The following is a 26,162-nucleotide window of genomic DNA, read 5'->3' on the forward strand; positions in this document are numbered from 1 at the left end:
CGTGTCGGCACCTTGTCCGGGTGAGTCTTCCAACACTGGGTCTGTGTCTGCCCCAACACATATAATTTGCGAAAGTAATTAACCTAACTCAGGTTCGACTATATCTTCGACATTACTTCGAGAGAAGTTCCTTCACACGTTTTATGACATACTGTTCAAATAGTGGGTGATTAACTGCTTCCTCAATACCTTCCCTACCATCATATGTACGCATGATCGCGCTACATATTTCTGACTCACTCAATTTCTTGCACTTCTGAAATCTAGCCGGAAGTATTGCATTGATACTTTGCTTCAAGTGCTGAGTTCCACTTTCAAGCAAAATCTGCTCTAGAATTTCGCGCCAGGGACGAGAGTCGTTTTCCTCAATATCCTTATTACTAAAACACCAAGCCACATAAGAGTATCCATTCAACTTGAATGACTCAAAACTATGCTCCGTCCTAAAAATGATATCATTCATAAGATCCCGCCCATCAAGAGATGGAGTGTTAGGTGCAGTAGTGGTTCTATAAAATCTTATAAGCGATCCATCGCTATCAATCTGACAGCAAATGATTGGAGCCTGAAGGGTTTTAAAAACCTTAATTAAAACAGCTTCACGAGAAGCATTGGACGCCTTAATTAAATACTTCAGATAACCACTAAGCTCTTCATAGCTGTCATAGTTCTCTTTTAGCCATAAACTTGGTATTAATAATTCCGCAGCAAATCTATTTGCTTCGCTTTCCATCTGTAAATAATCATAATCATCGGCGTCGGCATCTAAGTGCGAAACAATGGTTCCGGTGTGCCAAGGAATAATAATATGCCCCAGTTCGTGAGCTAGGGTAAAATTTTTCCTGGTTTCTGGTGCTAAAGAGTTAACCAAGATCTGCGGTCTTTCCGCCCCTCCGATTCCAATGGTAACTCCATCGGCAACGATAGGAAATGGAATGATTTCTACGTCACCATAAATACATGCAAGAGCCATCAAGTCATAAGGTGGTGTCAAAGAGTGACGTGCCAATACTCGGGCCGCCATCTTCTCTTCGGGAGCCATCAAATTTTCCCTATTTGCCGAAGCCATTTTTCTATCCGCTTTGCCTCTTCTGGCGTGCTGGCGCGCGCGGCAAGTGCAAATCTCTCGCGATTCAACTCCTCGTCAAAAGTACAACCTTTTCTTCGCGCTGCAATGATGTACGAAATTATCGAAGGGGTAGTGCCCCACAAGGAATACTCCTCCCAAGACATTCCGAGATACTCGTGCAACTCCTGATCAGTTCCTTCTTCCCCGTCGTGCCATTTCCCCACATACTCGTCAATTTCCTCTAAGAGGACATCACCGGCTAAACACTGCTCGATAAAATTCATAAATGCCTCTTAGTTTGGATTAACTCTACGACCGCGCACTGCTGGCTTCAGCATAGTTCCGGTAATTGGGCATGCTGCGCCAATATGGCGACCTTGATGATTGAAAACTTCAACTTCCCCGTGAAGCGAGTCCCATGTGTAATATAGTTTTTCGATAGGTTCAAAGTAAACTTTTCGACCACCCTCAATAAAGGCGACCTTGAGATTATCCAAAATTGAAGGTTTAGGTCTAGGTAGTCCGCCCATTTTGTTCTCTTTATCAGTCCCTATTAGAAACAGACAGTGCTAATTTATTTCATAACACTATTCTGGAGTAGCCAACACCTATTTCAGCTTCCTTGGTACTCAAAAATGAGCGCTAGGTCACCAGAACCGTCCCTCCACAGAAGTAGTAGCGGAAGAGGTATTCAAGAGCTAGTGATTGTATGTCCAAAATCAATGTGCCAGCTAGCTCTCGATTGCGTACTCCAGCGTAGCTCAAGGTTAATGGGCTGAGGCGTTCGAATGATCCCGCCACGGGAAGGCACACGCAGGGTATTCGGTTAGTTCTCTCCTCCGGCTCAGCAGCACCCACTGCTCATCACAGCTGAACTGCCTACCAATTTGGAGCGAAGAAAACCGATCATGAGCAGATCCCTTTTAGTTGCCGATGGAAGCGCAGTCACCGAAATCACATTAGTAAACCTTCGGCCGGACGATCTCTGAAAGCAAAAAAAGTAGAAAAGAGGACGCCCATTAGCCGGTCAGGACGGCGCCCCATATGCCACGTCTATCCCCCTTAGCGACCTGCAATGCGCACGGCCAAACTCCGCGAACGGAGGTCGCCGAATGCTGGTAAAGCGTGCTGATACGCTATAAGTTCCGGGTTCGATTCCACTGAGCGCCATAACTAGCTGATTTATTTATAGTTACCGGTTGGGGTACGCCAAATTTTCCACCGAACTCCAGTCCCGCAGAAAACCTAGCCCCGCCCCTAGCTACCGTTCGTCTGGTGCCCGCACCATACAAAGCCCTCGCAGAAATGCGAGGGCTTTGTTATCTCTGATGCAATGGGATTCCCAGCCCAGATGCCTGGGTTTGATTGTCTGTAGATCCGAAAGGACGCGGCCAGCACCGCGCCACGATTGCACCCTACCCAATCGCCCGATACTCTCCAATCGTCGCTGCCAATTCAGCGACCGGGCGTAGGAAACCCGAAGTAATCAAGGCGCATCAGCTGCGCCCCGCTTATTATTGCAGGCGCTTTTTTTGTGTCTGCGATATGCGTTATGGCGGCTGTGCGCGGGACACCTTCGGGTGTGCCGGGTGCCTTGATTCCCGGTTTTCCTACCCCGTGCATGGCCGCCACCCAATCCCGTAGGAAAGGACGGTTGCGGCTCTTACAGTCAAGGAGCCAGACAATGCCAAATCCGCAAGACCTAAAAACCCCAGGCCTAACCCCCTTCTCCTACCATTCCGACCGCCCGCTATTCCGCGTCAACAGCGGCATTCCCCTCGGCGAAGCCCTGTCCCACGCTTCCGACCTGCTCCACATTGCCAAGCTGTTGGCCGAGGACGCGGCGATGATTCGCGGCGCCGATCGGTATGCATGGGCGTCGTGTTATTTGCAGGATATGAGCAAGGCCGTCGTCGATGACGTGGTTAAGGTGCTGGAAGCTCCGGGGAATAATCCGGCTTAAGCGGCTGGCGCAATGCTGCTTTGCTGAGCGGGGCAGCATTGGGTTAATCAGTATTAGCATTAGGCAGTTGAAAGAAGGACTGCTCCGCAGCCCCGCGGGAGCAAGTTCCCTCGCCACGAGCTGTGGATATTCATCTAATCCCGCCCCCCGCCGATAGCCTCAAATAAGAGCATGGCCTGTCCCAAGGCTCCGCTGGCGCTCAACTACACTTGCCCAGAATCCCCGCTCCAGGAGCAGCAAACGATGAAAATCCGCACCAAGATTGTAGGTTCGGGGTTGGTCAGTCTGTTTTTTGCGCTGTTGCTGGGCGGTATCGGGCTGTGGGGCTATAACGCCATGATCGATGCCTTGGCTCAGAACGAGACCAGTATCTCAGCCATGCGCAAGCACATGGAGGCGGACATGATGCATGACGCCATTCGTGGCGATGTGTTGGCTGCTTTGCTGGTTGCGCCAGGCGATGCCGCCGGCGCGAAGGAAGTGACCGAGGCGTTCGATGAGCATTCGGAGCGGATGCGCAAGGTCATCGCCGAGAACGCCGAGGCTCATTTGCCGGGAACGATTTCCCAGACGATTGCCGAGTTGAAGCCTCAGGCCGACGCTTATATCGCTTCAGCCAAGCAGGTGATTGGCAAGGCGCTGAGCGGCGCTCAGGATGGCCGGGCGTTGCGGGCCGAGTTCGACAAGGCCTTTGAGGCCCTGGAGGAGCGCAACGAGGCGGTCAGCGAGCTGATCGAAAACCAGGCGAAGTCGTCTCGCGAGCATCAGGACCACAGCATTCATACTTCTGAACGCTGGCTGATCGTCACGTTGCTGGCGACCTGCGTGGCGCTGGCGCTGTTGTCGTGGAGCCTGCTTAAAGCCGTGCTCACGCCGCTGAATAAAATCATCCTCAACACCCAGGCGATTTCCCAAGGCGATTTGCAGCGTTCGATGGGCGCTCATGGCGATGATGAGCTGGGGCAACTGCAAAGTGTGATCGAGCAGATGCAATCCAACTTGCGGCAGATGATCGCGACGATCCGCAGTCAAAGCGATGGCTTGCACGGCACGTCCCGGACGTTGGGCGATACCGCGCGGCAAATTGTGTCCAGCGCCGACCAGCAAGCCCACAGCGCCACCAGCATGGCAGCGAGCATGGAGCAGATGATCGCCAACATCAGCCAGATCAATCAGCATGCCGACAGCGCCCGGACGATTTCGGCGCAGTCCGAGCAACTGGCGAGCAGCGGCGGCCAAGTGATTCTCGGGGTGGTGGAAGGCATGAACCGGATCGCTGAGGTGGTCAACCAATCCTCCGGCAAGATCACCGCGCTGGATGCGTCTTCCGAGGACATTCACTCGATCATCCAAGTGATCAAAAGCATCGCCGAGCAAACCAACCTGCTGGCGCTGAACGCCGCCATTGAAGCGGCCCGCGCCGGTGAGGCCGGGCGCGGCTTTGCGGTGGTGGCCGATGAAGTACGCAACCTGGCGGCCCGCACCACGCAATCCACCCAGGAAATCACCACGATGATCGGGCGCATCCAGACCAGCGCCCGGGATGCGGTGGCGAACATGCAAGCGTGCGTCAGCCGCGTGGACGAAGGCGTGAACCTGGCCCAGCAGGCCGGGGTGTCCATCAGCGAAATCCGCACCGGTGCCCGGCATGCTGCGGAAGTTGTCGAGGAAATTTCCCACACCATCGCCGAGCAATCCAAGGCCAGTGACGGAATGGCTCAGCGGGTGGAAGCGATTGCCGCGCAAACGAGAGACAACACTTTGTCCATTCACAATCTGCAGCACACGGCAGACCAGTTGAATGACGCCGCGGGGTCGATGCAATCTTCGGTACAGCAGTTCAAGATTTGAACGTTCGCCGCGGCCTAACTGCTAGCAGCGAGCCCCTGATCCCGTTTATTGCTAATTACGGCTGGGCAATAATTATTGCCCAGCCATAATCCTAATAAAGTCTCGAATCAAACCTGATTCACCTCGAACACAAACGATATCTCCCGCTTCTGGGCGCTCCAGACGTAGCGGATATGCTTGCCTTGCACTGGAATCGATACCGCTGGCGGTCGAAAAGCAGCGACGCATTCGTGACCGGGCAGACGAACGCTGTTGTACAAAAGCCCCCACGACAATGTCGCGCGCAGTTCCCGGGCGAACACTTGGGACGGGCCGTAGGCCGTGGGGTCTGGATTGTGCAGGTGTGGATAATCGTGGCGGATGTCGTGCAAGGGTTTGACGACGCGGTTGACGTAGGTGCGCATGGTCAATTCCAGGTCAGGCTCGTTAGTCGCACTCAAGAACCGAGCCTGGTGGTAACACGTCTCGGCAATGGCCGCTTCCTGGCTGCTGGCGGCGTAATAGACGCCGAACGTGCCATCGCTGAAGCGACTGCTTTTACCGATGTGGGTAAACGCCGCCATCACGGGAGAGGAACCTGGACCGCAGACCCGATCTTCAGGGCGTACCCGGGACAGCGCGCCGGCTTCTTCCATGAGCCGGTCATTGGTCAGGGCTTCCAGGGCGTAGGCCGTGGCCAGGTCATCCGGATCAAGCACATCTTCGAACAGCGTGATCGGCGGAAAGCTGCTGTTGACGATCCGATAGGCCCGCTTCCATTTCGGGTCCGCCAGCGGTGGCGTCATCAACCGCGCACTCCGTCGAGGTATCGCCGCACATCGGCAATGTCGACCACCCGTCCCGCCAGCATGTACGACAGCGCCGACTGGCCATTGAAAGGTGCCGCCGTGTTCGGGCTGCTGACCCATTGATATACGCGATCCCGGCTGTTACTGAAGATGATGCTCAGCGCCTTGTGAATACCCATGAGATAGGAAATACGCTCGAGGGTGTCCCGCGGCAGCCTGACGTTTTCAGGTAATTGTTTGTATTTGTAGAAGGTCGTGTTTCCGACTTTGCCCAACAACGTGCGCTGCTGCTCGACACTGCAACCCCACAGCTCCATGAGATTGAAGAAGAACTTCAAGGCGACTCGACCCGCATCCGGGGAATCCAATTGTTGCTGAGCGCTGAGGTTGATGGAGGAAGTCGCCATGAGTTTTGGGCTCCTTGTTACTGGGTGATGCGTAGAGAATAGTACATATATGGATAAAATTTAAGTTTTAATTCGCAAGCGAACAGACGCAGCCATTATTTTCCGAGCGGTTTGCTACAACGGAACATCTTGTCGTTGTATTAACGGTATCAACAGACAAGCCGAACCAGCAGAAATCGAAAATCCCACTTAAGCTCCAATCATCGCCTGCCGGCGCTTTTCGCTACAAAACCGCGACAACCGTGGCAAGGTGCTTGATGATAGCGACCATCGCCCCGCCAGGCCGGGGCCGGGTGCATAAATAACAGCGAGCCCACTTAAGCAGAGGGCATTACCTCATGGATAGCAGAACCTTACGCAACCTCATGCGCATCATGCAGACCGGCTCGTTGTCGGCCGCAGCGGAACAGTCGTGCCTCACGGTGCAGGCACTGGCGGCGCAATTGAACAAGGTCGAGGAGCAGTTCGGGTTTCGGTTGTTCCGACGCTCGAACAAAGGCCTGACGTTGACGAGCCAAGGCTCTGAACTGACGCCGTTCATGGATCAGGTTTTGGCGGCCACGCGACAGCTGGAAGAAAAAGTCGCGGCGCTCAAGACACCCAGGCAGCGAAGCCTGAAGGTGGCGCTCAACACCACGCTGACGGCGGATTTCAACCGGCGGATAATCGATCGCCTGATCGCGGTTTTTCCCCAGTACCAGCTGGAATTCAGTTATGCCGAGTCGATGGAGAACCTGAGCAAACTCAAGAACGAGCATTTTGACCTGGCGATCCTGATCGGGCAGCAAAATGGCTTTACCAGCATCCCCATGCCGGGCGTGCAGGTGCAGGTCGTCGGTGCCCATTGCGGTGACAAGGACGATTCCCTTGGCCTGCTTGGCAACAAATTTCAGGTACGTCCGGCAGAAGAATGTCCGTATTCCCACAGCTTCCTGCGCTTTCTCGATGCGGGCCTCGGCGAGTACGGACCGAGCCAGCGAATGATCTATTCCTGCAGCGAAACGCTGACGTTGTCTTTGATCACCCAGCTCGACGGCTTGGGGCTCGTCTCCCGGGACGCGGCGATGCGCAACGGCCTGGCGATATTCCCGGACTTCGAGGACTTCCTGGAAGTACGCCTGGCGGTGAACAATCCCGAGCTGTCCGACCAGGCGCTGCACGATGTCGTCGACCTGGCCCTACAGGAGCGAACCGAGCGCGATGTACGCCGCCGTGCCCACCGCCACACTGAGAAACAGGTTGCGGCTGAAATACGCACATAACAGCGTCGGAATCGCGGCATAGAACTCCGGACGGTCGAGCTGTATCTGCTGGTCCTTGATGAGTAGCGGAGTCAGGCTGATGGCCGCGACGATCGCCACCGGCAGGTATTCCAGCGCACGGGCGACGAACGGCGGCCAGTTGTCCGTATTGACCTGCAGCGGCAAGGCGCGGGGCAGGAAGGTCACGGCCATCATCAACGCAACGACGAGGATCAGGAACGTTTGGTCAGGCATACGCCCACCCCGCAGCCAACGAACGTGGCGATGAATACGTTGAACGGCGAGCTGCCTATCAGGCTCAGCGCGCCCATGCAGATAACTGCCGCCAGCGCCGCGATCAGCTTGTTGCGCGTGTTGCACAACGAAACCAGCACGTAGAGCATCATGGCAGTCAAGGCGTAGTCGAGTTGATACTTGATCAGGTGCGCCGCGTATTGCGCACAAACGGCCCCCAACAAGCCACCCAGCACCCAAGAGGTGTGGCAAAAGAGGTTGAAGCCGATCAGGTAGCGCACACTGACCGGCGCCCCGGTGCCCAGCTTGACGCTGTGAAAGGCGAACGACTCATCCGTGAGCCCCGCCGCGTAGCACCAGCGCTCGAAACGACTGAGTCCCAACGCCCGCAGGGCCTTGGCCATGTAGACCGACATGAGCATGTGGCGCGCATTGATCAGGAACGTGGTGAGCACGATAGTCGTCAACGACGCCCCGCTGGAGATCAATGCCAACGCCGCGAATTGTGAGGCGCCAGCATAAACGAACAGGCACATCGCCACCGGGAGCCACAATGGCAACCCGGCGTTGACCGCCATCAGACCGAACACAAACGAAACCGTGAAATAACCCGCTACTACCGGACTGGCTTCAGCAAAGGTTCGCGAGGCTTGTGGTTCGACTGCCAGCGGCTGGCTGGAAGTCTTGTTCATAAATCCCTCTCGAAAGTGATTTCGCCCCGAGGTTCACAGAACCCTTGGGCAGCCCAGAAGCGCTTGCCGGCCAGATTGGTATCGTCGACAAACAGGAACATGCGCAGCACGCCGACCCGCTTCATGTCAGCGGATGCCGCTTCCACCAGGCGCTGACCCAGGCCTTGGGTGCGATGCCTCGAGCTGACTGCCAAGTGATTGATTGTCCCCCGAGTGCCCAGCATACCGCCGATGACCGCGCCTACGACGTCACCCGTCGCATCGAAAGCCATGTAGGCGGTGGTGGTTTCCTGCAACAGCACGCCACGCAAGAACCGCGCATCCTGCCATTCACAGAACGACACCTCGGCAAAACCGCGAAAAAATTGCTCCAGTCGTTCGGCGTCCCTGACCATGGCTCGGCGCAACAGGATCTGCGGCACCGATTCATCCATGGGTTCGAGCTGTTCAGCGAACAATGTCAAAAGCGGTCCCCGGCCGCGAAAACGAAATCGCCAGGATCTGCCTGAACGCCATTTCATGGCTGTGGGTGTTGCGGGCAGGGGTCACGTAGTGGCGCATGTCCCGATCCAGGAAAAAGGTCGTATCGAGGATGTCCTCGTAAGTGGTTGCCGCCAATTGCTCTTCCTGGGCACTGTAGAGACGGCTTTCCGCGCCGGCGACGTTATTACGACCCCAGAAATGGACACCACTGAAAGGGTACCCATCGCAATGGATGCCTTCGGGAGTGATCTCCAACTGCTTGCCCGGCTTGATCTCGATACGGATCTGATGGATCTGGCACTGCCAGATTTCATCATGCAGTTCCTGCGGCAGAACGTTTTTGTAAACGTCGAAGTCCGTGTCGATCAGGCTGCGCATCACGGGCGAATTGATCACTTCGTGGGAGAAATCCTCGAAGTGTCGCTCCAGTCCGCCGACGTAGCTGTTATTGGCTTTGGACTGGACATAAGCGCGGTGTTCAAGCTGCTTGAGTTCGCGGGTCGCGGGGTTGTATTCGAAGTCGCTGTAGCGGCGGAAACGCATGCCTGACTCGGCCTGGCCGTAATAGCTGTCGGGTTCCATGTTTTCCCAGCTTTTGGTCAGCCGGACGAAGTCGCCGAAATGACCGTAGAGGTTGAAGTCTCCACCGCGGACGTTGACGTATTTGTCACGCCTTAGCGCTGCGCCCACTTCCCTGTTCAGAACGATCATTTTTCATAAGTCTCCACTGCGTTGAGCGGACTAATCTAGTAGGTGCAGGAATTGCGTCCATGAAAAAGTATTTGAGGCATTTCAAGCCCAGCTTGAAACGGGGCAAAAAGTTTCACTAGTACGACTTTTCACCAGCAGAACAGTCTCTGCAACGCCGATATTCGAGGCAAACCGCCGCGAGAAAACGCCTCACACCAAGATGCGCAAGATATGACGCACTACTGCGCAAGTTGTCAGGCATTTTTTTGCCCGAATCCCCCGCCGCCCCGCCTTCAAACTGTCTGAAACCGCACAGAAACGCCGGTTCACGGCCCCCCCCAAACCTGGCTTGATCCTTGATTGAGTGACGTCCTTGCCGGGTGAAGCCCCGACCTCGCACCCCTTCGAAGGAGAGCCTCAATGGCAACACAGGCATTCGTGCCCCTTGGCCCTGTGGCATGGCTGGCCCAACAGCCGCTGCAGGAAAACGAGCACCTTTATTTGGTGATCAGCGCGGCGAGCGATTCAGATGCTGTGAAAGCCTTTCGCCGGTCCGCTCCCACTCATCCATTGCTTCCCATCTGGGGAGAAACACCTTATGCCACTTGGCAACCAGTGATGCCTTATGTCGCCCAGCTCGAACCCGATTCGGCGTTCTTGCCATGGATCGCGCAAACCGAGGCCCTTGATTGGGGCTGGCTGGCCGTATCCCGCTGTGAGCCGGAAACGGTGCGGGCGCACCTGCGCAGCCTTACGCAAGTGAAGATGCCGTACGGTAATGAAGTGTTCTTCCGGTTTTGGGATGGGCGATACCTCCAGCAAATCCTTGAAGGCCTGGGCGCCGAAGCCGGGAACCTGCTGCCGGTCTTTGAACGGTACCTGATCAATGGCAAACCCTTGGAGACATCGCCCAGGAAAGTGCCGGCGGCGAGGGATTGGCCATGGTGGGAGATGCCGGGGGACCTGGCCGATGCTTTGGCGAAGCAGAACCCATCAGTGTCGCTGGACGGCCTGATGCAGTGGCTGGAAGAGGAACATCCGTATGTCTTCACCGCATGGCCCAAAGGTAATCTGCGACTGAAAGTCGGCCGCTACGTACGGCAAGCGGGTGCTCGGGACAATCTTCGGGAAGCGCTGCTGAATGATTTGATTCAGGAGCAAGGTTGATGCCTGCCCCGAGTTCTTTGCCTCGCCAACGTAAAAGTCATGGACCACTCATGAAAACCCCCGATCCAATGATCGGGGGTTTTCATCAACCGAGTGTCACCCAATCAACCCTCAAAAAACATTAATCGGATAATCCACAAACACCCGCAGCTCATTCCCGCTGACGTTGTACTCACTGGATTTTTGCGACACGCGCAATACCGAGCTGCGCAACCGTACGCTCAAATCCTTGGCCGGGCCGCCCTGGACCACGTATTTGAACTGGTTGAAAATTTCGCGCTCGGTTCCGCCCTCGCTGGTGGAGGTGGTGATGTTGTCGCCGCGCACGTACGCCACGTTATAGGTCAGGCCCGGTACACCGAAGGTCGTGAAGTCCAGGCCATAGCCCAGTTGCCAGCTGCGTTCGTCTTCGGCGTTGAAGTCCGACCAGTAGGAGTTGGCCAGGTAGATGGTGTTGCCGCCATCGCCGACACGATTCTGTCCTCGCTGATAGCCGCCGTAGGCGTAGCCCAGGTTGCTGTCGCCCGTGCTGCGCTGGTGAGCGAGGGTGAAGCTGTGCGGGCCGGTGGCGAAAGTGGCTGCCAGGCTCCAGATCTTGTTGTCGTCGCCAGTGACGTTGTTTTCGCGAACGTAGCTGTTGTCCAGCTTGGTGCGGTAGCCGTTGAAGTCCAGGGTCAGCGACTGATCCTTGGCCAGCGGGAACACATAGTTGGCGTTCACGTACTGCTTCTTCAGTACGTCCTCGACATCCGAGGCGTAGAGCGAAGCCTTGAACTGTTCGGTGAACTGATAGCTGCCGCCCAACACGTTGATCGACTTCAAACCGCCGCTGTCACGACCCTCGGCGCTCTTGCGCGACTCGGCGGTAAAACGGCCGGCGTTCAGTTCCAGTCCCTTGATCTCTTTAGAGGTGATCAACGTGCCGGTATAGCTTTCCGGCAGAAGGCGGGAGTTGTCATAGTTCAACACCGGAAGGGCCGGCATCTGGTCACCGTAAGCCAGCACGGTGTTGGAGACACGGAATTTCACCGCGGCGCCGAACTTGGACAAGTCATCTGCCGCGTTGCCGCTGTCACCCTTTTTGAAAAAATCGATGCCCTGTGCACCGGTGCGTCCTTTGCCGCCGTCCAGACGCAATGCGTACAGGCCGAACGCATCTACACCGATGCCCACGGTGCCTTGGGTGAACCCGGACGAGAACGTACCGATGGCCGCCTGGCCCCATTCGGCCTTGTCCTGGTTGCCGTCCTTGTAGTCGCGGTTGATGTAGGCGTTGCGCAACAGCACCTTCAAGCTGCTGTCTTCAACAAACCCCTTGGACTGCGCTTGGTCGTTGGCCATGGCGTGTGTGCTGCTCAATATCCCCAGTGCGATCAAACTGATGCGTGTGTTCAACATGATTATTTTCCTTGTACGAGGTTGATACGCACTGCAACCGGCAACCGAAACGGCGCTTTTCGCGCTCTTTTCAGACTCTTGCTCCTGGAAATAATGAAAAGGCCCGCCCACGATTTTACCGTGTCGGGCCTTTTTATTATTTAAGAGTCATGGCTGTTGGCCACAGGCGTGGGCGAATCCTAGTCGCGCCCTGAAGCCTGTGTCAATTTCGTGAATCGTCTGTGATTAGGCGAAAAACGTCTAAGACGTTAGGTGAATGTCTCCTGCCGAACAGAAATCAGCGCGCGTAAAAAAAGCGCTGCCATCCCGGCCAGCGCTTCTTATCAATCCTTCGAATTCTATCCTTGCATCACATCCCACAACGCTTCCAGCTCCGCCTCGCTGAACAGGCCAACGGGATAGCGCTCCATGATCATCCGCCGCGGATCAGGCTCCCTGATCTGACGCGTTCCGTTGGACTTCAACCACTGCGCCAAGGCTTGAAGCGACTCACCATTAACAGCCAAAGGATGGCATGTGCGCTCGCTTATCATGTTCATTCCAGCGCCCTCCTGGTTGATGAGCGGCCAATCTATCCGAGGTTTATGACAAAACAACGCAGCCCCGCTTTCCGGAACTGCCTGGATGGCGATACAAGAGCTATGCCAACGTCGCCCGTCGCTAGCAAACCAGACACAAAAAAAACCGCGCCCCAATCGGGACGCGGGCTTGCCAGGATGGATCCAAAAAGTCCGGCGCAGAGCCGTTGCGACCGATCTTACCGGGCTGTTACAACGCCACTCATTTTATCTGCGGCGCGGGTTGCTGTTGGGTAAGGCAATGGATATTCCCGCCCCCCAGTAACAGTTCCCGGCCAGGCACCATCACCACTTCATGCTCCGGAAAAAGACTTTCCAGCAATTCCCTTGCCGGGGCGTCCAGCGGATCGTCGAAACTTGGGGCAATGATGCCCCCGTTGACGATCAGGAAGTTCACGTACGAGCCGGCCAAGCGGACGCTCGGATTGCGTTCCTGGGAACCTTCAACGGCGTCTACGCCCGTGCATTCCTCTTCAGTGGCGTACAACGGCCCGGGAATAGGCATCTTATGCACTGTGAACGAGCGTCCCTGGGCGTCGGTGCTGTTTTGCAAGACATCCATCGCCGCATGACAGCGGGGGTAGTTTGGGTCCTGTGGATCGTCGGTCCAAGCGAGCAGCACTTCGCCGGGACGCACGTAGCAGCAGAAGTTATCCACATGGCCGTCGGTTTCGTCATTGAACAGGCCATCCGGCAACCAGATGATCTTGTCTACCGCCAGTTGGGCGCTGAGCACTGTCTCGATTTCTTCACGGCTCATATGCGGGTTGCGATTGCGGTTGAGCAGGCATTCCTCGGTAGTGATCAAGGTACCTTCGCCATCGACATGGATCGAGCCGCCCTCAAGCACAAAACCTTCGGTGCGATAACGCTGGCTGCGCTCGATGTCGAGGATTTTGCTGGCCACCTGCGAATCCCGGTTCCATGGCGAATACAGGCCGCCGTCGAAACCGCCCCAGGCGTTGAAATCCCAATCGACGCCGCGCACCTCACCGTTGCCATTGATCACAAACGTCGGCCCGGTATCCCGGACCCAGGCGTCATCGCTGGACATCTCGACCAAGCGGATGTTCGGTACATCAAGGCGCGCCTTGGCGTTCTCATACTGGGCGGCGGACACGACGACGGTCACCGGCTCAAAACGGGCAATGGCCTTGGCAACGGCCACATGGGCCGCTTGGGCGGGCTTGCCGCCCAGGCGCCAGTTATCGGGGCGCTCGGGCCAGATCATCCAGACCTGAGTCTGGGGTGCCCACTCGGCAGGCATATGAAAACCATCCGCGCGCGCAGTGCTGTGCAAAATTGTCATGAATCAGGACTCCAGTGAGCCGTCGAGGGTTTTGACCGCGCCGTACAGGTTCGGACGCCGATCACGGAAAGTGCCCCAGGCACTGCGAATGTGTTCCAGCTCGTCGAGGTCAAAGCTATGCACCAGCACGCCTTCTTCGGTTTCGCCGAGCTCCTGGACTTTTTCACCAAACTGATCGGCGATGAACGAGGAGCCATAAAACGTGATGTCGTAGCCATCCTGCTCTTCATTGCCGATACGATTACTGGCCACCAGCGGCATCAGGTTGGCGCCGGCGTGGCCCTGTTGCACACGTTGCCAGTGATCGCGCGAAGAAATGGTCTTGTCGTGCGGCTCGCTGCCAATGGCGGTTGGGTACAGCAGAATCTCCGCGCCTTGCAGCGCCATGCTGCGAGCGCATTCCGGAAACCACTGGTCCCAGCAGATGCCTACGCCGATTTTGGCGTAGCGGGTATCCCATACCTTGAAGCCGGTATCGCCCGGATTGAAATAGTACTTCTCATGGTAGCCAGGCCCATCCGGGATGTGGCTTTTGCGGTACACGCCCAGGTTCTGACCGTCGGCATCGATGATCGCAATACTGTTGAAACGCGCCCGTCCGGCCAGTTCAAAAAAACTGATCGGCAACACAACCTGCAGTTCCTCGGCAACTTTCTGGAAGTGCTTGATGGCGACGTTCTCGTCGACCGACGTCGCCAGTTGCAGATAGTCCGGATTTGGCTTTTGGCAGAAGTACGGCGTCTCGAACAATTCCTGGATGAGAATCACCTGTGCGCCTTGGGCAGCAGCCTGGCGAACCAACTTATCGGCGGTCTCGATATTGGCTTCGAGATCCCAAGAACAGGCCATCTGAGTGGCGGCGACGGTAACGATACGAGTCATGAATCATCTCCTGGGCGATGGCAATGCCGACTTTATAGCCGATAAAAATCGGCTTAGAAAGAGGAGAAAAACCATACACGAGGAAAAACCGCTAAAAAAGCCGACAAAAATCGGCTTACTGTACCCCGCATGCGCGGGCGGACCCGCGCCTGCAGGATGACCAGCAGCGCCCGGTTGGCTACAGCCCCTCCTCCAACACTTTCGCCAGCATATCGACAAAGAAATCCACGCTCTGACGGGTGGTAACCATCGGTGGCTTGATCTTCAGGATGTTTAGATAATCACCGGTCGGTTGCATGAAGATGCCCAACTCCCGCAGGCGGTTGCACAGCGCCGTGGTTTCTTCGGTGGCAGGTTCCAGGGTGGCGCGGTTGCGGATCAGCTCCACGCCCAGGTAGAACCCGGAGCCATGCACCGCGCCGACCAGCGGATACTGGTCGATCAATGCCTCCAGGCGCGCCTTGAAATGTGCTCCGACCACCCGGGCGTTTTCCCACAAGTCTTCCTCTTCCATGACATCCAGCACGGCCATGCCGATCTGGCAACTGACCGGGCTGCCGCCGGCGGAAGAGAAAAAATACCCCTCGGCTTCCAACGCCTCGGCGATTTCTCGCCGGGTGATGACGGCTCCCAGCGGCTGGCCGTTGCCCATGCCCTTGGCCATGGTGATGATATCCGGCACCACGCCTTGCTCCTCGAAGCCCCAGAAAAACTCACCCATGCGTCCGTAACCGACTTGCACCTCGTCGGCGATGCAGACGCCACCGCGCTCGCGCACCAAGGCATAGACCTGCTTCAGATACCCCGGTGGCAGCGCGATCCCGCCAGCATTGCCATACACCGGTTCGCAGATGAAACCGGCCAATTGGCGTTTTTGCTCGGCGATTTTAGCCAGGTTGTGTTCGACGCTGCGCACGTAGTCGGGCGCACTGTCAGCGCCACGGAATTCGCCGCGATAAGTGTTCGGCGCGGTCACCGGATGCACCCAGTCCGGACGACTGCTGAGGGCTTGGGGATTGTCGGCGATGGAGGTCGAAACCGCGTCGGCCGCCACCGACCAGCCGTGGTAGGCCTCCAAGACACTGAGCATGTCGCGTCCCTTGCTGTAGGCCCAGGCCAGGCGGATCGCCAAGTCGTTGGCCTCGGTGCCGCTGTTGACCAGGAACACTCGATCCATGTTCGATGGCGCCAGCGCCAACAGGCGCTCGGAAAACTCGGCGATCGCCGCATAGTGAAAGCGCGAGTTGGTATTGAGCAGCGACCATTGCCGGGCCGCGACCGCCGCCATGCGCGGGTGGCCATGCCCCAGCACCGCGACATTGTTGAGCATGTCGAGGTAAGAGCGGCCCTGCATGTCGATCAAGTGGTTACGCCAGCCACGCTCGATGTGCGGCGGGTCGACGTAGTAATGCTTCTGCGAACGAGCGAAACTCGCATCGCGACGGGCCAGCAGCGCGGCGGGATCGATTTCCGGCTCGGCATCGCAAGCCAGCCCCAGCAGCGTCGCGGGCGATGGGCAAAGCGCCTGCCAGGCCTTCACCCTGGAGGGCGTGCAGAACAATGGTGGGGTCAGATGCGCGCCTCGGCACAGTTGAACCCGCAACGGGCCAACCACTTCACCCAAGACCTGTCCCCTGACCAGCGCGGCGCCAGAATGCAATGACGACGATACGCCCCACAATCGTACGCTCAACTGCGGACCGTCGAGCCGCAACAGGCCCTCGGCATCCTTGTGCACCACCCCGGCGAAAGGCGACTCCAACGGCGTATCTTGAGGGACATGCAATTCAACGTGTAACGGATAAGTATCGGGCTCGACGGCACTGTCCGGCCGGGTGCGGGACAGCCGGTACTGGCCGTAGCGACTGGCAGCCAACCCGTGCAGCGCCGCGCCTTCGCTGAGAAGACGCTGGTCAATTCCAGCCTGTTCCCAATTGCCGGCCTCGAAATGTGGACTGAGTACGCCCAGGTCGATCAGCGCAAAATCACGCCCCACCAAGGTTGGCAGCAAGGGGGCGAAACCCTCGTTGGCAATCGACGGCAGGCTGTGACCCGCGGCGGCAAAAATCGCCGCCTCCATCAATTCAAGCGGCACGGAACAGGCAACGCGAAAAATTTCCCACTCATGTTCAAGATTGTCACGGGCGTATTGATTATCCGGATCGACAGCGACTTGTTGCTCGCCGCTGAGCACCAGCACCGCGGCGCGGGCCACGATCAGGGGCCAGAGCGCCAGGAGTTCTTCGCGCTGCAACGGATTGACCGCGTGATAGGCCTTGATGGCCGGCAGGATATAAAACGGATCGCTGCCGGCGTGATGCAGCAGGGCCGCGCAGGTTACCGACAAGTCGGTGATGCGCCAGGTGCGAACCAGATCGCCAAAATCGATCACACCTTGCAACTGCCATTGGCGCTGGGCATCGCGTTGCCACACCACGTTGTCGTCCGTGATGTCCATGTGGATCGCCTGCACCGGCAGGCTCGCCTTGAGCGGCTGCAAGCGCCGTTCGGCCTGCTGCGCGACCTCGGCGATCAAATGGCGCCGCTGATCGTCCTTGATGACGGGCAATAGATGGTCAATCAAGGCCGGCGCATGGCGTGCGTCCCACTGCAGGGTGCGCTCCAGGCCCGGATGGTCGAACGAGGCCAGGGCCAAGTCCATGTCTGCGCACAATCTTCCCAGACCTGTCACCAAGTCGGGCGTAAGGTGCAACAGTTGAGTGAGGGATTGACCGTCGATGTACTCCAGCAGTCGCACATGAACCGACTGCCCATCAACTTCCAGGGTCAGCAGGTCCTGGCCGTTGCTGGCCGCGATCACTCGCGGCACTTTCACCGCGCCATGCTCGGCCAGCAGCTTGAGGGCGGCATGCTGGGCCTGGAGTTCCTGGACGGCATAGTTGCCATGACAAATCTTTAACACGAACCGGCCGCGTTCGCTGTCGACGCGGTAGTTGACGTCCTGATGGCTGCCGAGGGGTCGCAGGTCACCGCTGAGTCCGTAATTCGAGCGCAGCAATACCAACGCCTGCCCGGCGCTGATTTGTGGGCTTGGCAAACTGGCACGATGAACCAACGTAGCGAGCGGCATACAACGACCCCTGAGTAGGTTTTGTCTTGGACGCCTATCACGCCATTGAGCCAAGGGATTAGCAACCCCTTCTTCTGACCTCAGGGCTCGCGCCGCCCGCTGCTTTGGGCAAGAATGGTCGCATCTATACTTTCTTCTGGAGACACGCAATGAATGTAATCGCCACCGAGCTGCCCGATGTCCTGGTCATCGAACCCAAGGTCTTTGGTGACGAACGCGGTTTTTTTTATGAAAGCTTCAACGCCAAGGCCTTCAAGGACGCAACCGGCATCGAAACGCAGTTCGTGCAGGATAATCACTCTCGCTCGCAAAAGGGCGTGTTGCGTGGCCTGCATTATCAGTTGCAAAACACCCAAGGCAAGCTGGTGCGTGTCACTGCCGGAGAAGTGCTCGACGTGGCAGTGGATATCCGCCGCAGCTCGCCGAACTTCGGCAAATGGGTCGCCGTGCGCCTCAGCGCCGATAACCACCGTCAGCTTTGGGTGCCGCCAGGGTTCGCCCATGGCTTCGTGGTCTTGAGTGAATTCGCGGAGTTCCTGTACAAGACGACCAACTACTATGACCCGGCGTCCGAACGCAGCTTGCTTTGGAACGACCCCGCATTGAATATCGACTGGCAACTGGGTGATATCAAGCCACAACTGTCAGGCAAGGATCTGGCTGCTGCAACCCTCCAGCAGGCAGAAGTCTTCGCCTGATCGAAGACGTTGAGGTGTGTCCTAGGCATAATGCGCTTGTCACCACAGGCGCCCGATGCTCATGAATTCCACCCTTCCCCGCAGACCTCGTTGGCGCAGCCTGGCCCTGCTTGCGCTGTGCCTGGCGCCATTGCTATGGCCGCTTGAGCATTTGGCCGAGCGTTATTACCGCAGCGAACTGGCTGGACAAAACCGCCAGACTCTCGACCTCTACGTGGCCAACCTCCTCGGGACCCTGCACCGCTATGAAGTGCTGCCGCAGATTCTCGGCGAGCTGCCGGCCCTGCGCGCGGCCCTGTCGGCGCCGGACGATGGGGTGACCCAGGGCAATGCCAACCGGTTGCTGAAAAACATCAGCGCCCAGACCGGCGCCGAAGTCATGTACCTGATGGACGCCTCTGGCAAGACCCTGGCGGCATCGAACTGGGACAAGCACGACAGTTTCGTCGGACGCAATTTCGCCTTCCGCCCCTACTACATCGAAGCCATGGCCGGGCGCCTGGGGCGCTTCTTCGGCCTGGGCACCACGTCAGGCAAGCGCGGTTATTTTTTCGCCGCCGCGGTACGCGATCGCGAAAAAGTCATCGGCGTATTGGTGGTCAAGGTTGACCTCGACCACACCGAAAGCCTCTGGGGCAAGACCCCAGAGCAGTTGTTGGTTACCGACCACAACGGCGTCGTGATCCTGACCTCGCGCCAGGAATGGAGATTTCGCGCAACTCGCCCCTTGAGCGAGCAAGAAAGCAAGGCAATCAGTGCGGTGCAGCCTTACCCGACACGGGACCCCAAACCGCTCCATCTGGACAGCGGTGCCTGGCTGCCCCAGACCCAGGTCATCGAAGAGACAGGCTGGAACGTGAGCATCCTCGCTCCGCGCACGCTGATCGACCGGCCAGTACGCACGGTGGTGGCCATCGGCGGTGCAGCGCTGCTGGTGTTGATGCTGTTGCTCGGGTTGATGATGCAACGCCGGCGGCATTATCTGGACCGGATCGCCTTCGAGGCCAAGGCTCGACACGAACTGGAGGGCCGGGTCGCGGAACGTACCAGCGACCTGGAGGGACTCAACCGTCGCCTGAAACAGGAAGTGCTGGAGCGCGAGCACGCCCAACAGGAATTGGTCCGCGCCCAGGATGATCTGGTACAGGCCGGCAAGTTGTCAGCCCTGGGCACCATGTCGGCCAGCATCAGCCACGAACTCAACCAGCCGCTGGCGGCGATTCGAAGTTATGCCGAAAACGCCGAGATACTGCTCGATCACCAGCGCACCGAAGACGCTCGGGGCAACCTCAAGCTGATCAACGAACTGACCGGGCGCATGGCCTCGATCATCGCCCACCTGCGCGCCTTCGCCCGCCGGGACCGACACGCCCCGGAAAGCGTCGCACTCCAACCGGCGCTCGACGATGCCCTCGCACTGCTCGCCAAACGTCGGCGCAGCATGGAAGTGGAGCTGATACGCGACTTGCCGGCGGCTGCTTTGTGGGTGGAGGCCGGCGAAACGCGCCTGCGCCAGGTGCTCGGTAACTTGCTGGCCAACGCCCTTGACGCCCTGACCGAAAAGGGTCCACCGCGTAAACTGTGGCTCAGTGCCCAGGCGACGGAAACCGGCGTCAACCTGTACATCCGCGATAATGGCCCGGGGTTTTGCATGGAGGCCCTTGGCCGCGCCGGCGAGCCGTTCTACACCACCAAGACGCGCACCCAAGGGCTTGGCCTCGGGCTGGCGATCTGCGACACCCTGATGCGTGCCTTCGGCGGAGAACTGTTGTTCGCCAATCACAAGGAAGGCGGCGCCCTGATTACCCTGAAGCTGCGCGCCGGTGCGCCCGGGGTGAGCCTGCAACCGTCCGAGGACCGTAGTGTATGACCATCGATAACCAGATTGAGGTGGTGCTGATCGACGACGATCCCCATCTGCGTCAGGCCCTGAGCCAGACCCTCGACCTGGCTGGACTGAAGATCCTGCCCTTGGGCGAGGCCAACGGCCTGGCCGGGCAACTGCCCCGCGATTGGCTCGGCGTGGTGGTCAGCGATATACGCATGCCGGGCATGGACGGCCTCGAACTGCTGGGCCAATTGCATAGCCAGGATCCGGAGTTGCCGGTGCTGCTGATCACCGGTCACGGCGATGTGCCGCTGGCGGTCCAGGCGATGCGCGCCGGGGCGTACGACTTCCTCGAAAAACCCTTCGCCAGTGACCAGTTGCTCGATAGCGTACGCCGGGCCCTGGCCTTGCGGCGCCTGGTCCTGGATAACCGCAGCCTGCGCCTGGCCCTCAGTGACCGTCATGAACTCAGCGCCCGGCTGGTCGGACAATCGGCCCCCATGTTGCGCCTGCGCGAGCAGATCGGCGCCTTGGCGGCGACCCGCGCCGACGTGCTGATCCTCGGCGAAACCGGGGCCGGCAAGGAAGTGGTCGCCCGTGCACTGCATGACCTGTCTGGCCGGCGTAACGGGCCGTTCGTGGCCATCAATGCCGGCGCGTTGGCTGAGTCAGTGGTGGAAAGCGAATTGTTCGGCCATGAACCCGGCGCCTTCACTGGCGCGCAGAAGCGCCGTATCGGCAAATTCGAGTTCGCCAACGGCGGCACATTGTTCCTCGATGAAATCGAAAGCATGAGCCTGGATGTACAGGTCAAGCTGCTTCGCCTGCTGCAGGAACGCGTAGTGGAGCGCCTGGGCGGCAATCAGCAGATCCCGCTGGACATCCGCATCATCGCCGCCACCAAGGAAGACCTGCGCCAGGCCGCCGATCAGGGCCGTTTTCGCGCCGACTTGTATTACCGCCTGAACGTCGCGCCACTGCGCATCCCACCGCTGCGCGAACGGGGTGAGGACGTACTGATGCTGTTCCAGCATTTCGCTGATGAGGCCAGCGCGCGCCACGGCCTGCCGCCCCACGAACTGCTGCCGGCCCACCGTGCGCTGCTGTTGCGCCATGGCTGGCCGGGCAATGTCCGCGAATTGCAGAACGCCGCCGAACGCTTCGCCCTGGGCTTGGAACTGGCCCTGGACAATAGCGCACCCGACACTGGCCCCGGCGCGCCGGTGGAAATCATCAGCGGCGGCCTGAGCGAGCAGGTGGAGAATTTCGAAAAGACCCTGATTGCCGCCGAGTTGGCCCGCCCCCACGGCTCGGTACGCAGCCTCGCCGAAGCGCTGGGCATTCCGCGCAAGACCTTGCACGACAAACTGCGCAAGCACGGGCTTACGTTTGGCGACAGCAACCCTGGCTCGGCCGATGAGTCCGATTGAGCGCCCGCCAACTCACCTTCAAACAAGAGGGCCTGCATGAACCGCGACAGCCGTTACCTGGAAACGACCCTGCACCGGGACATCCCGTTGACCCAGGACATGGGCCTGAGAGTGCTCGATTGGCAAGCGCGACAACTGCGCCTGTTCCTGCCGCTTGCGGCCAACGTCAATCATAAAAGCACCATGTTCGGCGGCAGCCTGTATTGCGGCGCGGTACTTGGCGGCTGGGGCTGGCTGCACCTGGCCTTGCGCGAGGAAGGCATCGAGGATGGACACATCGTGATTCAGGAAGGGCAGATCACTTATCCGCTGCCCGTCACCGGCGATGCGACTGTCATTTGTGACGCACCGGATGAAAAAACCTGGAAACGCTTCCTGGCCACCTATCGGCGTTACGGCCGGGCAAGGCTGGCGTTGCAGACGCAAGTGATAAATGTAGGCAGCGAAAAGGTGGCGGTGCAATTCGAGGGGCAGTACGTGTTGCACCGTTAATTGGCGCAACAGCCCCTGTGGCGAGGGAGCTTGCTCCCGCTGGGCAGCGAAGCGGCCCCAAAGCGTCTGCTGCGCAGCCGAGCGGGAGCAAGCTCCCTCGCCACAAAAGCTTCCTGGCCAAAGATCAGGGTTTAAGAACGAGCAAGTTCCAACAACTTTCCACGCCACGCCGCTTTCGCCGGCAGCGCCAGGAAAGACGTATTCAACAACGACTCCCGTGCCGGATAGCGGAACGGTTGACCCTGCAGGTCCAACACTTCGCCACCCGCGCCCTCCAATACACCCTGGGCGGCGGCGGTGTCCCATTGGGACGTTGGCGCCAACCGCGGATAGCAATCAGCCGCGCCCTCGGCCAGCAGGCAGAACTTCAATGAACTGCCAATATTGGTCAACTGCAAGGGTCCCAGGCTTTCGCTTAACCCGCTCACCAGGCGCTCCTGCTCGGGGCTGGTGTGGCGACGGCTGGCGACTAGGGTAAACACGTCACCGGGCGCCATCGCGTGCCGTGCTGAGATAGGCGAAGGCTCGGCGCCCTTGTCGGCACGCCAGGCGCCCAGTCCCGCTCCGCCAACATAAAAGCGGCCATCGGTGGGCATCGAGACCACGCCGAACACCACGCGACCGTCCTCGATCAACGCGATGTTGACGGTGAATTCCTCACTGCCGGAAATGAACTCCTTGGTTCCATCCAGAGGGTCCACCAACCACCAGCGTTTCCATTCGGCGCGCACGCTTTGGGCTATATCGGCGTCTTCCTCCGAGAGGATCGGAATATCCGGTGCCAGCGCGGTCAGCCCAGCCACGATGACATCGTGGGCAGCCATATCCGCAGCGGTCACTGGTGATTCGTCAGCCTTGTGCGCAACTTCTACGTTGGCCCGCCAGAACGGCAGGATCGCCGCACCGGCTTCAAGCGCCAGCTCGATGACGGGCGCCATCAGGGGATGAGGGAAATTCATGGCAGGTAGGCTCCGCGCTGGGCCAGCAGGTCACGCGCCAGGTACAACGCCGCCAGCGCTCGGCCTTCGGTGAATTGAGGATTCTGGGCCAGGGCCGACAATTCGCCCAGATTGACCTTGTCCACACGCATCGGTTCGGGCTCGTCGCCCTCCAACCGCTCTTCATACAGGTCGGTCGCCAGCACCACTTGGATCTTTTGGCTCATGTAGCCGGGAGACAACGACAGTTCGGTCAGGTGCTCCAGTTGACGCGCGCCAAAACCGGCCTCTTCCTTGAGCTCGCGCTCGGCCGCCGCCAGTACATCTTCACCCGGCTCGATCAGCCCCTTGGGCAGCGAGAGCTCGTAGGCATCGGTGCCACCGCAGTATTCTTCCACCAGCACGGCATGGTCGGCATCGAGCATCGCGACGATCATCACCGCGCCGTAGCCTGCGCCCTTGCCCGCCAGGCGTTCGTAGGTGCGTTCCACACCGTTGGAAAAGCGCAGTTTCAGTTCTTCCACGCAAAACAGGCGGCTGGTGGCGACGATCCGTCGGTCGAGTATGGTGGGTTTCTGGCGCATGAACGGCTCCCTGGGCGATAGCGGGCTACTATACCCGGCCTATTCTGATTGTTTGTGTCGGATATCTGCTTACCGCTGGAGAAGTTTTATGGCCTTGTTGCCTTGGCATGAGATCGATACGGTTCTGCTGGACATGGACGGCACCCTGCTGGACCTGCATTACGACAACCACTTCTGGCTGGAGCACCTGCCCCAGCGTTATGCCGAGCTGCATGGGGTCAGCCGGGCGATGGCCGAGATGGAGTTACAGCCGCTGTTCGAGCGCAACGCCGGCCAGTTGCAGTGGTACTGCCTGGATTTCTGGAGCGCCGAACTGAAGCTGCCGGTGCGTGAATTGAAACTTGAAACCGCCCACTTGATTGCCCTGCGCCAAGACGCTGATACATTTCTCGCGGCCATCCAGCGCGCAGGCAAACGGGTCGTGATGATTACCAATGCCCATCGGGATTCGCTGTCGCTGAAGCTGGAACGCATCGAACTGGCACCCTACTTCGAGCGCTTGATCAGCTCCCACGACTACGGTTTCCCGAAGGAGAGCCCGCAGTTCTGGGACGCGCTGCAAGCCGACCTGAGTTTCGACCCGGCCCGCAGCCTGTTTATCGACGATACCCTGCCGGTGCTGCGCAGCGCCCGGGACTTCGGCGTGGCGCACCTGCTGGCGGTCAGCGAGCCGGACAGCCGCAAGGGGCCGAAGGATACGGCGGAGTTCGACGCGGTAACGGATTATCGGACGCTGATCCAAGGGCTCTAGTGCAAGCCTTTGGCGAGGGACTTACTCCCTCGCCACGGAGGTACGGGTTACTCAGGGATACGCAGTGACTGCCCGGGGTAGATCTTGTCTGGATGCGACAACATCGGTTTGTTGGCTTCGAAAATCTTGTTGTACTGGTTCGCGTCACCATACTCGGCCTTGGATATGGCGCTGAGCGTGTCACCTTTTTTCACCGTCACGAAACGCGCGGCCTTTGCCACCGGCCCAGTCACGGTGATCTGGTCATCCACGCTGCCGACACCGGCGATGTTGCCCGCGGCTAACAGGATCTTTTCTTTCTCCTCCTGGCTTCCGACTTCACCGGTCAGGGTGACTTTGTCGCCGTCTATCGTCGCTTGCACATTCGGATTGCCCAGCCCGACCTTGCTGATGTGTTCCTTCAACTGCTCGCTGGCATTGGCATTGCCGGGAGTCAGCAGGTCGATAAGCTTTTCTCCCGCTTCCTTCACAAAGCTAAAAATACTCATGGCGCACGCTCCTTGGGTTTAAATGTCCAGACGGATAAGACTAGACCAAGCCAACCGAGCCCATTCTCCAACCGACCAATGACCTCGCCACCTCCAAGGCGCTAGAATCAGAATCTTCCCGCGCCCAGGAGCGAAGATGGACATCAAGCAGCTGAAATTTCTCATCGCGCTCGAAGAAACCCGCCACTTCGGCCAAGCCGCCGCTCGTTGCCACATCACCCAACCCACCTTGTCGATGCGCCTGCGCAGCCTGGAAGAAGAGCTCGGCCTGCCGCTGGTCAACCGCGGCCAGCGCTTCGAGGGCTTCACCGCACCGGGGGAGCGGGTGCTGGCCTGGGCACGCACGGTGTTGGCGGCTTATGACGGGCTGCAGGCCGAAGCGGCGGCGTGCCGTGGCAACCTGGTGGGTACGCTGCGCCTGGGCGTGGTGCCACTGTCGGACTTCGACCCGCTGGCGATGATGCAGCGCCTGCACACCGACCACCCCAGCCTGCGTTTCGAATTATCGTCCTTGAGTTCCGAACGCATCCTCGAACAGCTGGCGAACAACCGCATCGACTTGGGTATTTCCTACCTGGAACGCCTGGACAACGATCGTTTCGAAGCCCTGCCCTTTGCCCATACCCGCATGGGCCTGCTGTATGACCAACGCTTTTTCTTTTTTGGTGAAGAGCCGCTGACTTGGGAAGCGCTGGTGGAGCTGCCCCTGGGCATGCTTACCAGCGGCATGCATTTCCGCCAATCCATCGACCACAGTTTCCACAGTCGAGGCCTAGCCCCCCAACCGCTGCTGCAAACCGACGCGGTGCATCAATTGTTACAAGCTGTGCATGGTGGACTGTGCTGCGCCGTGGTGCCGTTGGAGAGCGGACTGAACGTCCTCACCGAAGATCTGCGGATCCAGCCTATCGAAAGCGCCCAGACCCTGGTCCCGCTGGGGCTGATCATGCGGCGCGGCGCTCCACGTTCGGCCTTGGCGGAGGCTTGTTTCGCCCTCTATCAGAAATCAACGACCATCTCTTGATCGACGTCATCTATTGGAAGATCAGTAATAGCAATTAGACGTGGCAGATTGCCGCATTTAGTCTT

27 protein-coding genes are annotated in these 26,162 nt (G+C 58.6%); 10 read left to right on the forward strand and 17 right to left on the reverse strand.

Going from position 1 to position 26,162, the window contains the following annotated elements; genetic code table 11:
- Positions 1-112: 112 nt before the first annotated feature.
- Genes J3P95_RS23875 through J3P95_RS23885 form a run of 3 tightly spaced genes read right to left on the reverse strand, consistent with a single transcriptional unit; the run spans position 113 to position 1,599 of the window.
- Entirely contained in the window at positions 113-1,069 is a 957-nt protein-coding gene (locus J3P95_RS23875; RefSeq protein WP_434579483.1) for an ImmA/IrrE family metallo-endopeptidase, read from the reverse strand.
- A complete protein-coding gene (locus tag J3P95_RS23880; RefSeq protein ID WP_401328801.1) occupies positions 1,042-1,353 on the reverse strand; it encodes a hypothetical protein in 312 nt (103 codons plus the stop codon). Before J3P95_RS23880 ends, J3P95_RS23875 begins: the two co-directional genes overlap by 28 nt.
- A gap of 9 nt (positions 1,354-1,362) precedes the next feature.
- Entirely contained in the window at positions 1,363-1,599 is a 237-nt protein-coding gene (locus tag J3P95_RS23885) for a colicin E3/pyocin S6 family cytotoxin (RefSeq protein WP_401328798.1), read from the reverse strand.
- 1,154 nt (positions 1,600-2,753) lie between these two features.
- On the opposite strand from J3P95_RS23885, the gene J3P95_RS23890 reads away from it, so the two are divergent.
- Entirely contained in the window at positions 2,754-3,032 is a 279-nt protein-coding gene (locus J3P95_RS23890) for a DUF3077 domain-containing protein (RefSeq protein WP_434579482.1), read from the forward strand.
- Positions 3,033-3,275: 243 nt separating this feature from the next.
- Entirely contained in the window at positions 3,276-4,883 is a 1,608-nt protein-coding gene (locus tag J3P95_RS23895) for a methyl-accepting chemotaxis protein (RefSeq protein WP_434626190.1), read from the forward strand.
- Between the two features lie 107 nt (positions 4,884-4,990).
- On the opposite strand, the gene J3P95_RS23900 is transcribed toward J3P95_RS23895, so the two are convergent.
- Together J3P95_RS23900 and J3P95_RS23905 are read right to left on the reverse strand one after the other, a co-directional pair.
- Positions 4,991-5,668 (reverse strand): RES family NAD+ phosphorylase, encoded by a 678-nt coding sequence (locus J3P95_RS23900; RefSeq protein ID WP_434579480.1) that lies wholly within the window; start codon positions 5,666-5,668, stop codon positions 4,991-4,993.
- Positions 5,668-6,078, reverse strand: a complete 411-nt coding sequence (locus J3P95_RS23905) for an MbcA/ParS/Xre antitoxin family protein (RefSeq protein ID WP_434559234.1) — start codon at positions 6,076-6,078, stop codon at positions 5,668-5,670. Before J3P95_RS23905 ends, J3P95_RS23900 begins: the two co-directional genes overlap by 1 nt.
- A 338-nt stretch (positions 6,079-6,416) precedes the next feature.
- Here J3P95_RS23905 and J3P95_RS23910 point away from each other — a divergent pair, with 338 nt between their 5' ends.
- Positions 6,417-7,340: a LysR family transcriptional regulator gene (locus J3P95_RS23910; RefSeq protein ID WP_434559236.1), complete on the forward strand. Its 924-nt coding sequence runs from the start codon at positions 6,417-6,419 to the stop codon at positions 7,338-7,340.
- Here J3P95_RS23910 and J3P95_RS23915 read toward each other — a convergent pair.
- The 4 genes from J3P95_RS23915 to J3P95_RS23930 are packed head-to-tail and all read right to left on the reverse strand — an operon-like array spanning position 7,257 to position 9,460.
- On the reverse strand, positions 7,257-7,574 hold the full coding sequence (locus J3P95_RS23915) for an AzlD domain-containing protein (RefSeq protein WP_434559238.1): 318 nt from the start codon (positions 7,572-7,574) through the stop codon (positions 7,257-7,259). The genes J3P95_RS23910 and J3P95_RS23915 overlap by 84 nt on opposite strands.
- On the reverse strand, positions 7,553-8,266 hold the full coding sequence (locus J3P95_RS23920; protein ID WP_186613166.1) for an AzlC family ABC transporter permease: 714 nt from the start codon (positions 8,264-8,266) through the stop codon (positions 7,553-7,555). Before J3P95_RS23920 ends, J3P95_RS23915 begins: the two co-directional genes overlap by 22 nt.
- A complete protein-coding gene (locus J3P95_RS23925; protein WP_186613313.1) occupies positions 8,263-8,700 on the reverse strand; it encodes a GNAT family N-acetyltransferase in 438 nt (145 codons plus the stop codon). The genes J3P95_RS23920 and J3P95_RS23925 overlap by 4 nt, the downstream gene beginning before the upstream one ends.
- Positions 8,701-8,713: 13 nt before the next feature.
- Positions 8,714-9,460, reverse strand: coding sequence for a 2OG-Fe dioxygenase family protein (locus tag J3P95_RS23930; RefSeq protein ID WP_434579479.1), 747 nt, complete (start codon positions 9,458-9,460; stop codon positions 8,714-8,716).
- A 399-nt stretch (positions 9,461-9,859) separates the two neighbouring features.
- Between J3P95_RS23930 and J3P95_RS23935 the strand changes: the two genes are divergently transcribed.
- Positions 9,860-10,606 carry a DUF4123 domain-containing protein gene (locus tag J3P95_RS23935; protein WP_434579478.1) on the forward strand — a complete coding sequence of 249 codons (747 nt, stop codon included), beginning with the start codon at positions 9,860-9,862 and terminating at the stop codon, positions 10,604-10,606.
- Between the two features lie 111 nt (positions 10,607-10,717).
- On the opposite strand, the gene J3P95_RS23940 is transcribed toward J3P95_RS23935, so the two are convergent.
- The 5 genes from J3P95_RS23940 to J3P95_RS23960 form a co-directional block, all read right to left on the reverse strand.
- Entirely contained in the window at positions 10,718-12,004 is a 1,287-nt protein-coding gene (locus J3P95_RS23940; protein ID WP_434559248.1) for an OprD family porin, read from the reverse strand.
- A 338-nt stretch (positions 12,005-12,342) separates the two neighbouring features.
- Positions 12,343-12,543, reverse strand: a complete 201-nt coding sequence (locus J3P95_RS23945; RefSeq protein WP_186612636.1) for a hypothetical protein — start codon at positions 12,541-12,543, stop codon at positions 12,343-12,345.
- A 241-nt stretch (positions 12,544-12,784) separates the two neighbouring features.
- On the reverse strand, positions 12,785-13,891 hold the full coding sequence (gene aguA / locus J3P95_RS23950) for an agmatine deiminase (protein ID WP_434579477.1): 1,107 nt from the start codon (positions 13,889-13,891) through the stop codon (positions 12,785-12,787).
- Positions 13,892-13,894: 3 nt separating this feature from the next.
- Complete coding sequence (gene aguB / locus J3P95_RS23955) at positions 13,895-14,773, reverse strand: N-carbamoylputrescine amidase (RefSeq protein WP_434559254.1); 879 nt, start codon at positions 14,771-14,773, stop codon at positions 13,895-13,897.
- A 178-nt stretch (positions 14,774-14,951) separates the two neighbouring features.
- Positions 14,952-17,864: an aminotransferase gene (locus J3P95_RS23960; protein ID WP_434579476.1), complete on the reverse strand. Its 2,913-nt coding sequence runs from the start codon at positions 17,862-17,864 to the stop codon at positions 14,952-14,954.
- A 149-nt stretch (positions 17,865-18,013) separates the two neighbouring features.
- Between J3P95_RS23960 and rfbC the strand changes: the two genes are divergently transcribed.
- From rfbC to J3P95_RS23980, 4 genes are all read left to right on the forward strand, one after another.
- Positions 18,014-18,562 carry a dTDP-4-dehydrorhamnose 3,5-epimerase gene (gene rfbC / locus J3P95_RS23965; protein WP_434579475.1) on the forward strand — a complete coding sequence of 183 codons (549 nt, stop codon included), beginning with the start codon at positions 18,014-18,016 and terminating at the stop codon, positions 18,560-18,562.
- A gap of 61 nt (positions 18,563-18,623) precedes the next feature.
- The gene (locus tag J3P95_RS23970; protein ID WP_434559260.1) at positions 18,624-20,432 is read left to right on the forward strand and encodes a sensor histidine kinase; all 1,809 of its coding nucleotides are present in this window, start codon (positions 18,624-18,626) and stop codon (positions 20,430-20,432) included.
- The gene (locus tag J3P95_RS23975) at positions 20,429-21,820 is read left to right on the forward strand and encodes a sigma-54-dependent transcriptional regulator (RefSeq protein ID WP_434579474.1); all 1,392 of its coding nucleotides are present in this window, start codon (positions 20,429-20,431) and stop codon (positions 21,818-21,820) included. The genes J3P95_RS23970 and J3P95_RS23975 overlap by 4 nt, the downstream gene beginning before the upstream one ends.
- A 36-nt stretch (positions 21,821-21,856) precedes the next feature.
- The gene (locus tag J3P95_RS23980) at positions 21,857-22,312 is read left to right on the forward strand and encodes a YiiD C-terminal domain-containing protein (RefSeq protein ID WP_434579473.1); all 456 of its coding nucleotides are present in this window, start codon (positions 21,857-21,859) and stop codon (positions 22,310-22,312) included.
- A 131-nt stretch (positions 22,313-22,443) separates the two neighbouring features.
- Here the strand turns inward: J3P95_RS23980 and cysQ are convergent, their stop codons facing one another.
- The gene (gene cysQ, locus J3P95_RS23985; RefSeq protein WP_434579472.1) at positions 22,444-23,271 is read right to left on the reverse strand and encodes a 3'(2'),5'-bisphosphate nucleotidase CysQ; all 828 of its coding nucleotides are present in this window, start codon (positions 23,269-23,271) and stop codon (positions 22,444-22,446) included.
- The gene (nudE, locus tag J3P95_RS23990) at positions 23,268-23,834 is read right to left on the reverse strand and encodes an ADP compounds hydrolase NudE (protein ID WP_434579471.1); all 567 of its coding nucleotides are present in this window, start codon (positions 23,832-23,834) and stop codon (positions 23,268-23,270) included. The genes cysQ and nudE overlap by 4 nt, the downstream gene beginning before the upstream one ends.
- An 88-nt stretch (positions 23,835-23,922) precedes the next feature.
- On the opposite strand from nudE, the gene yrfG reads away from it, so the two are divergent.
- A complete protein-coding gene (gene yrfG / locus J3P95_RS23995) occupies positions 23,923-24,585 on the forward strand; it encodes a GMP/IMP nucleotidase (RefSeq protein ID WP_434579470.1) in 663 nt (220 codons plus the stop codon).
- 47 nt (positions 24,586-24,632) lie between these two features.
- Here yrfG and lysM read toward each other — a convergent pair whose 3' ends face one another.
- Entirely contained in the window at positions 24,633-25,073 is a 441-nt protein-coding gene (gene lysM / locus J3P95_RS24000) for a peptidoglycan-binding protein LysM (protein ID WP_186612607.1), read from the reverse strand.
- A 136-nt stretch (positions 25,074-25,209) separates the two neighbouring features.
- On the opposite strand from lysM, the gene J3P95_RS24005 reads away from it, so the two are divergent.
- Positions 25,210-26,097 (forward strand): LysR family transcriptional regulator, encoded by an 888-nt coding sequence (locus J3P95_RS24005; RefSeq protein WP_434559270.1) that lies wholly within the window; start codon positions 25,210-25,212, stop codon positions 26,095-26,097.
- Positions 26,098-26,162 lie beyond the last annotated feature (65 nt).

It is taken from the genome of Pseudomonas sp. Z5-35 (genome assembly GCF_051131945.1).
GTDB classification, from domain to species: Bacteria; Pseudomonadota; Gammaproteobacteria; order Pseudomonadales; family Pseudomonadaceae; genus Aquipseudomonas; species Aquipseudomonas marvdashtae.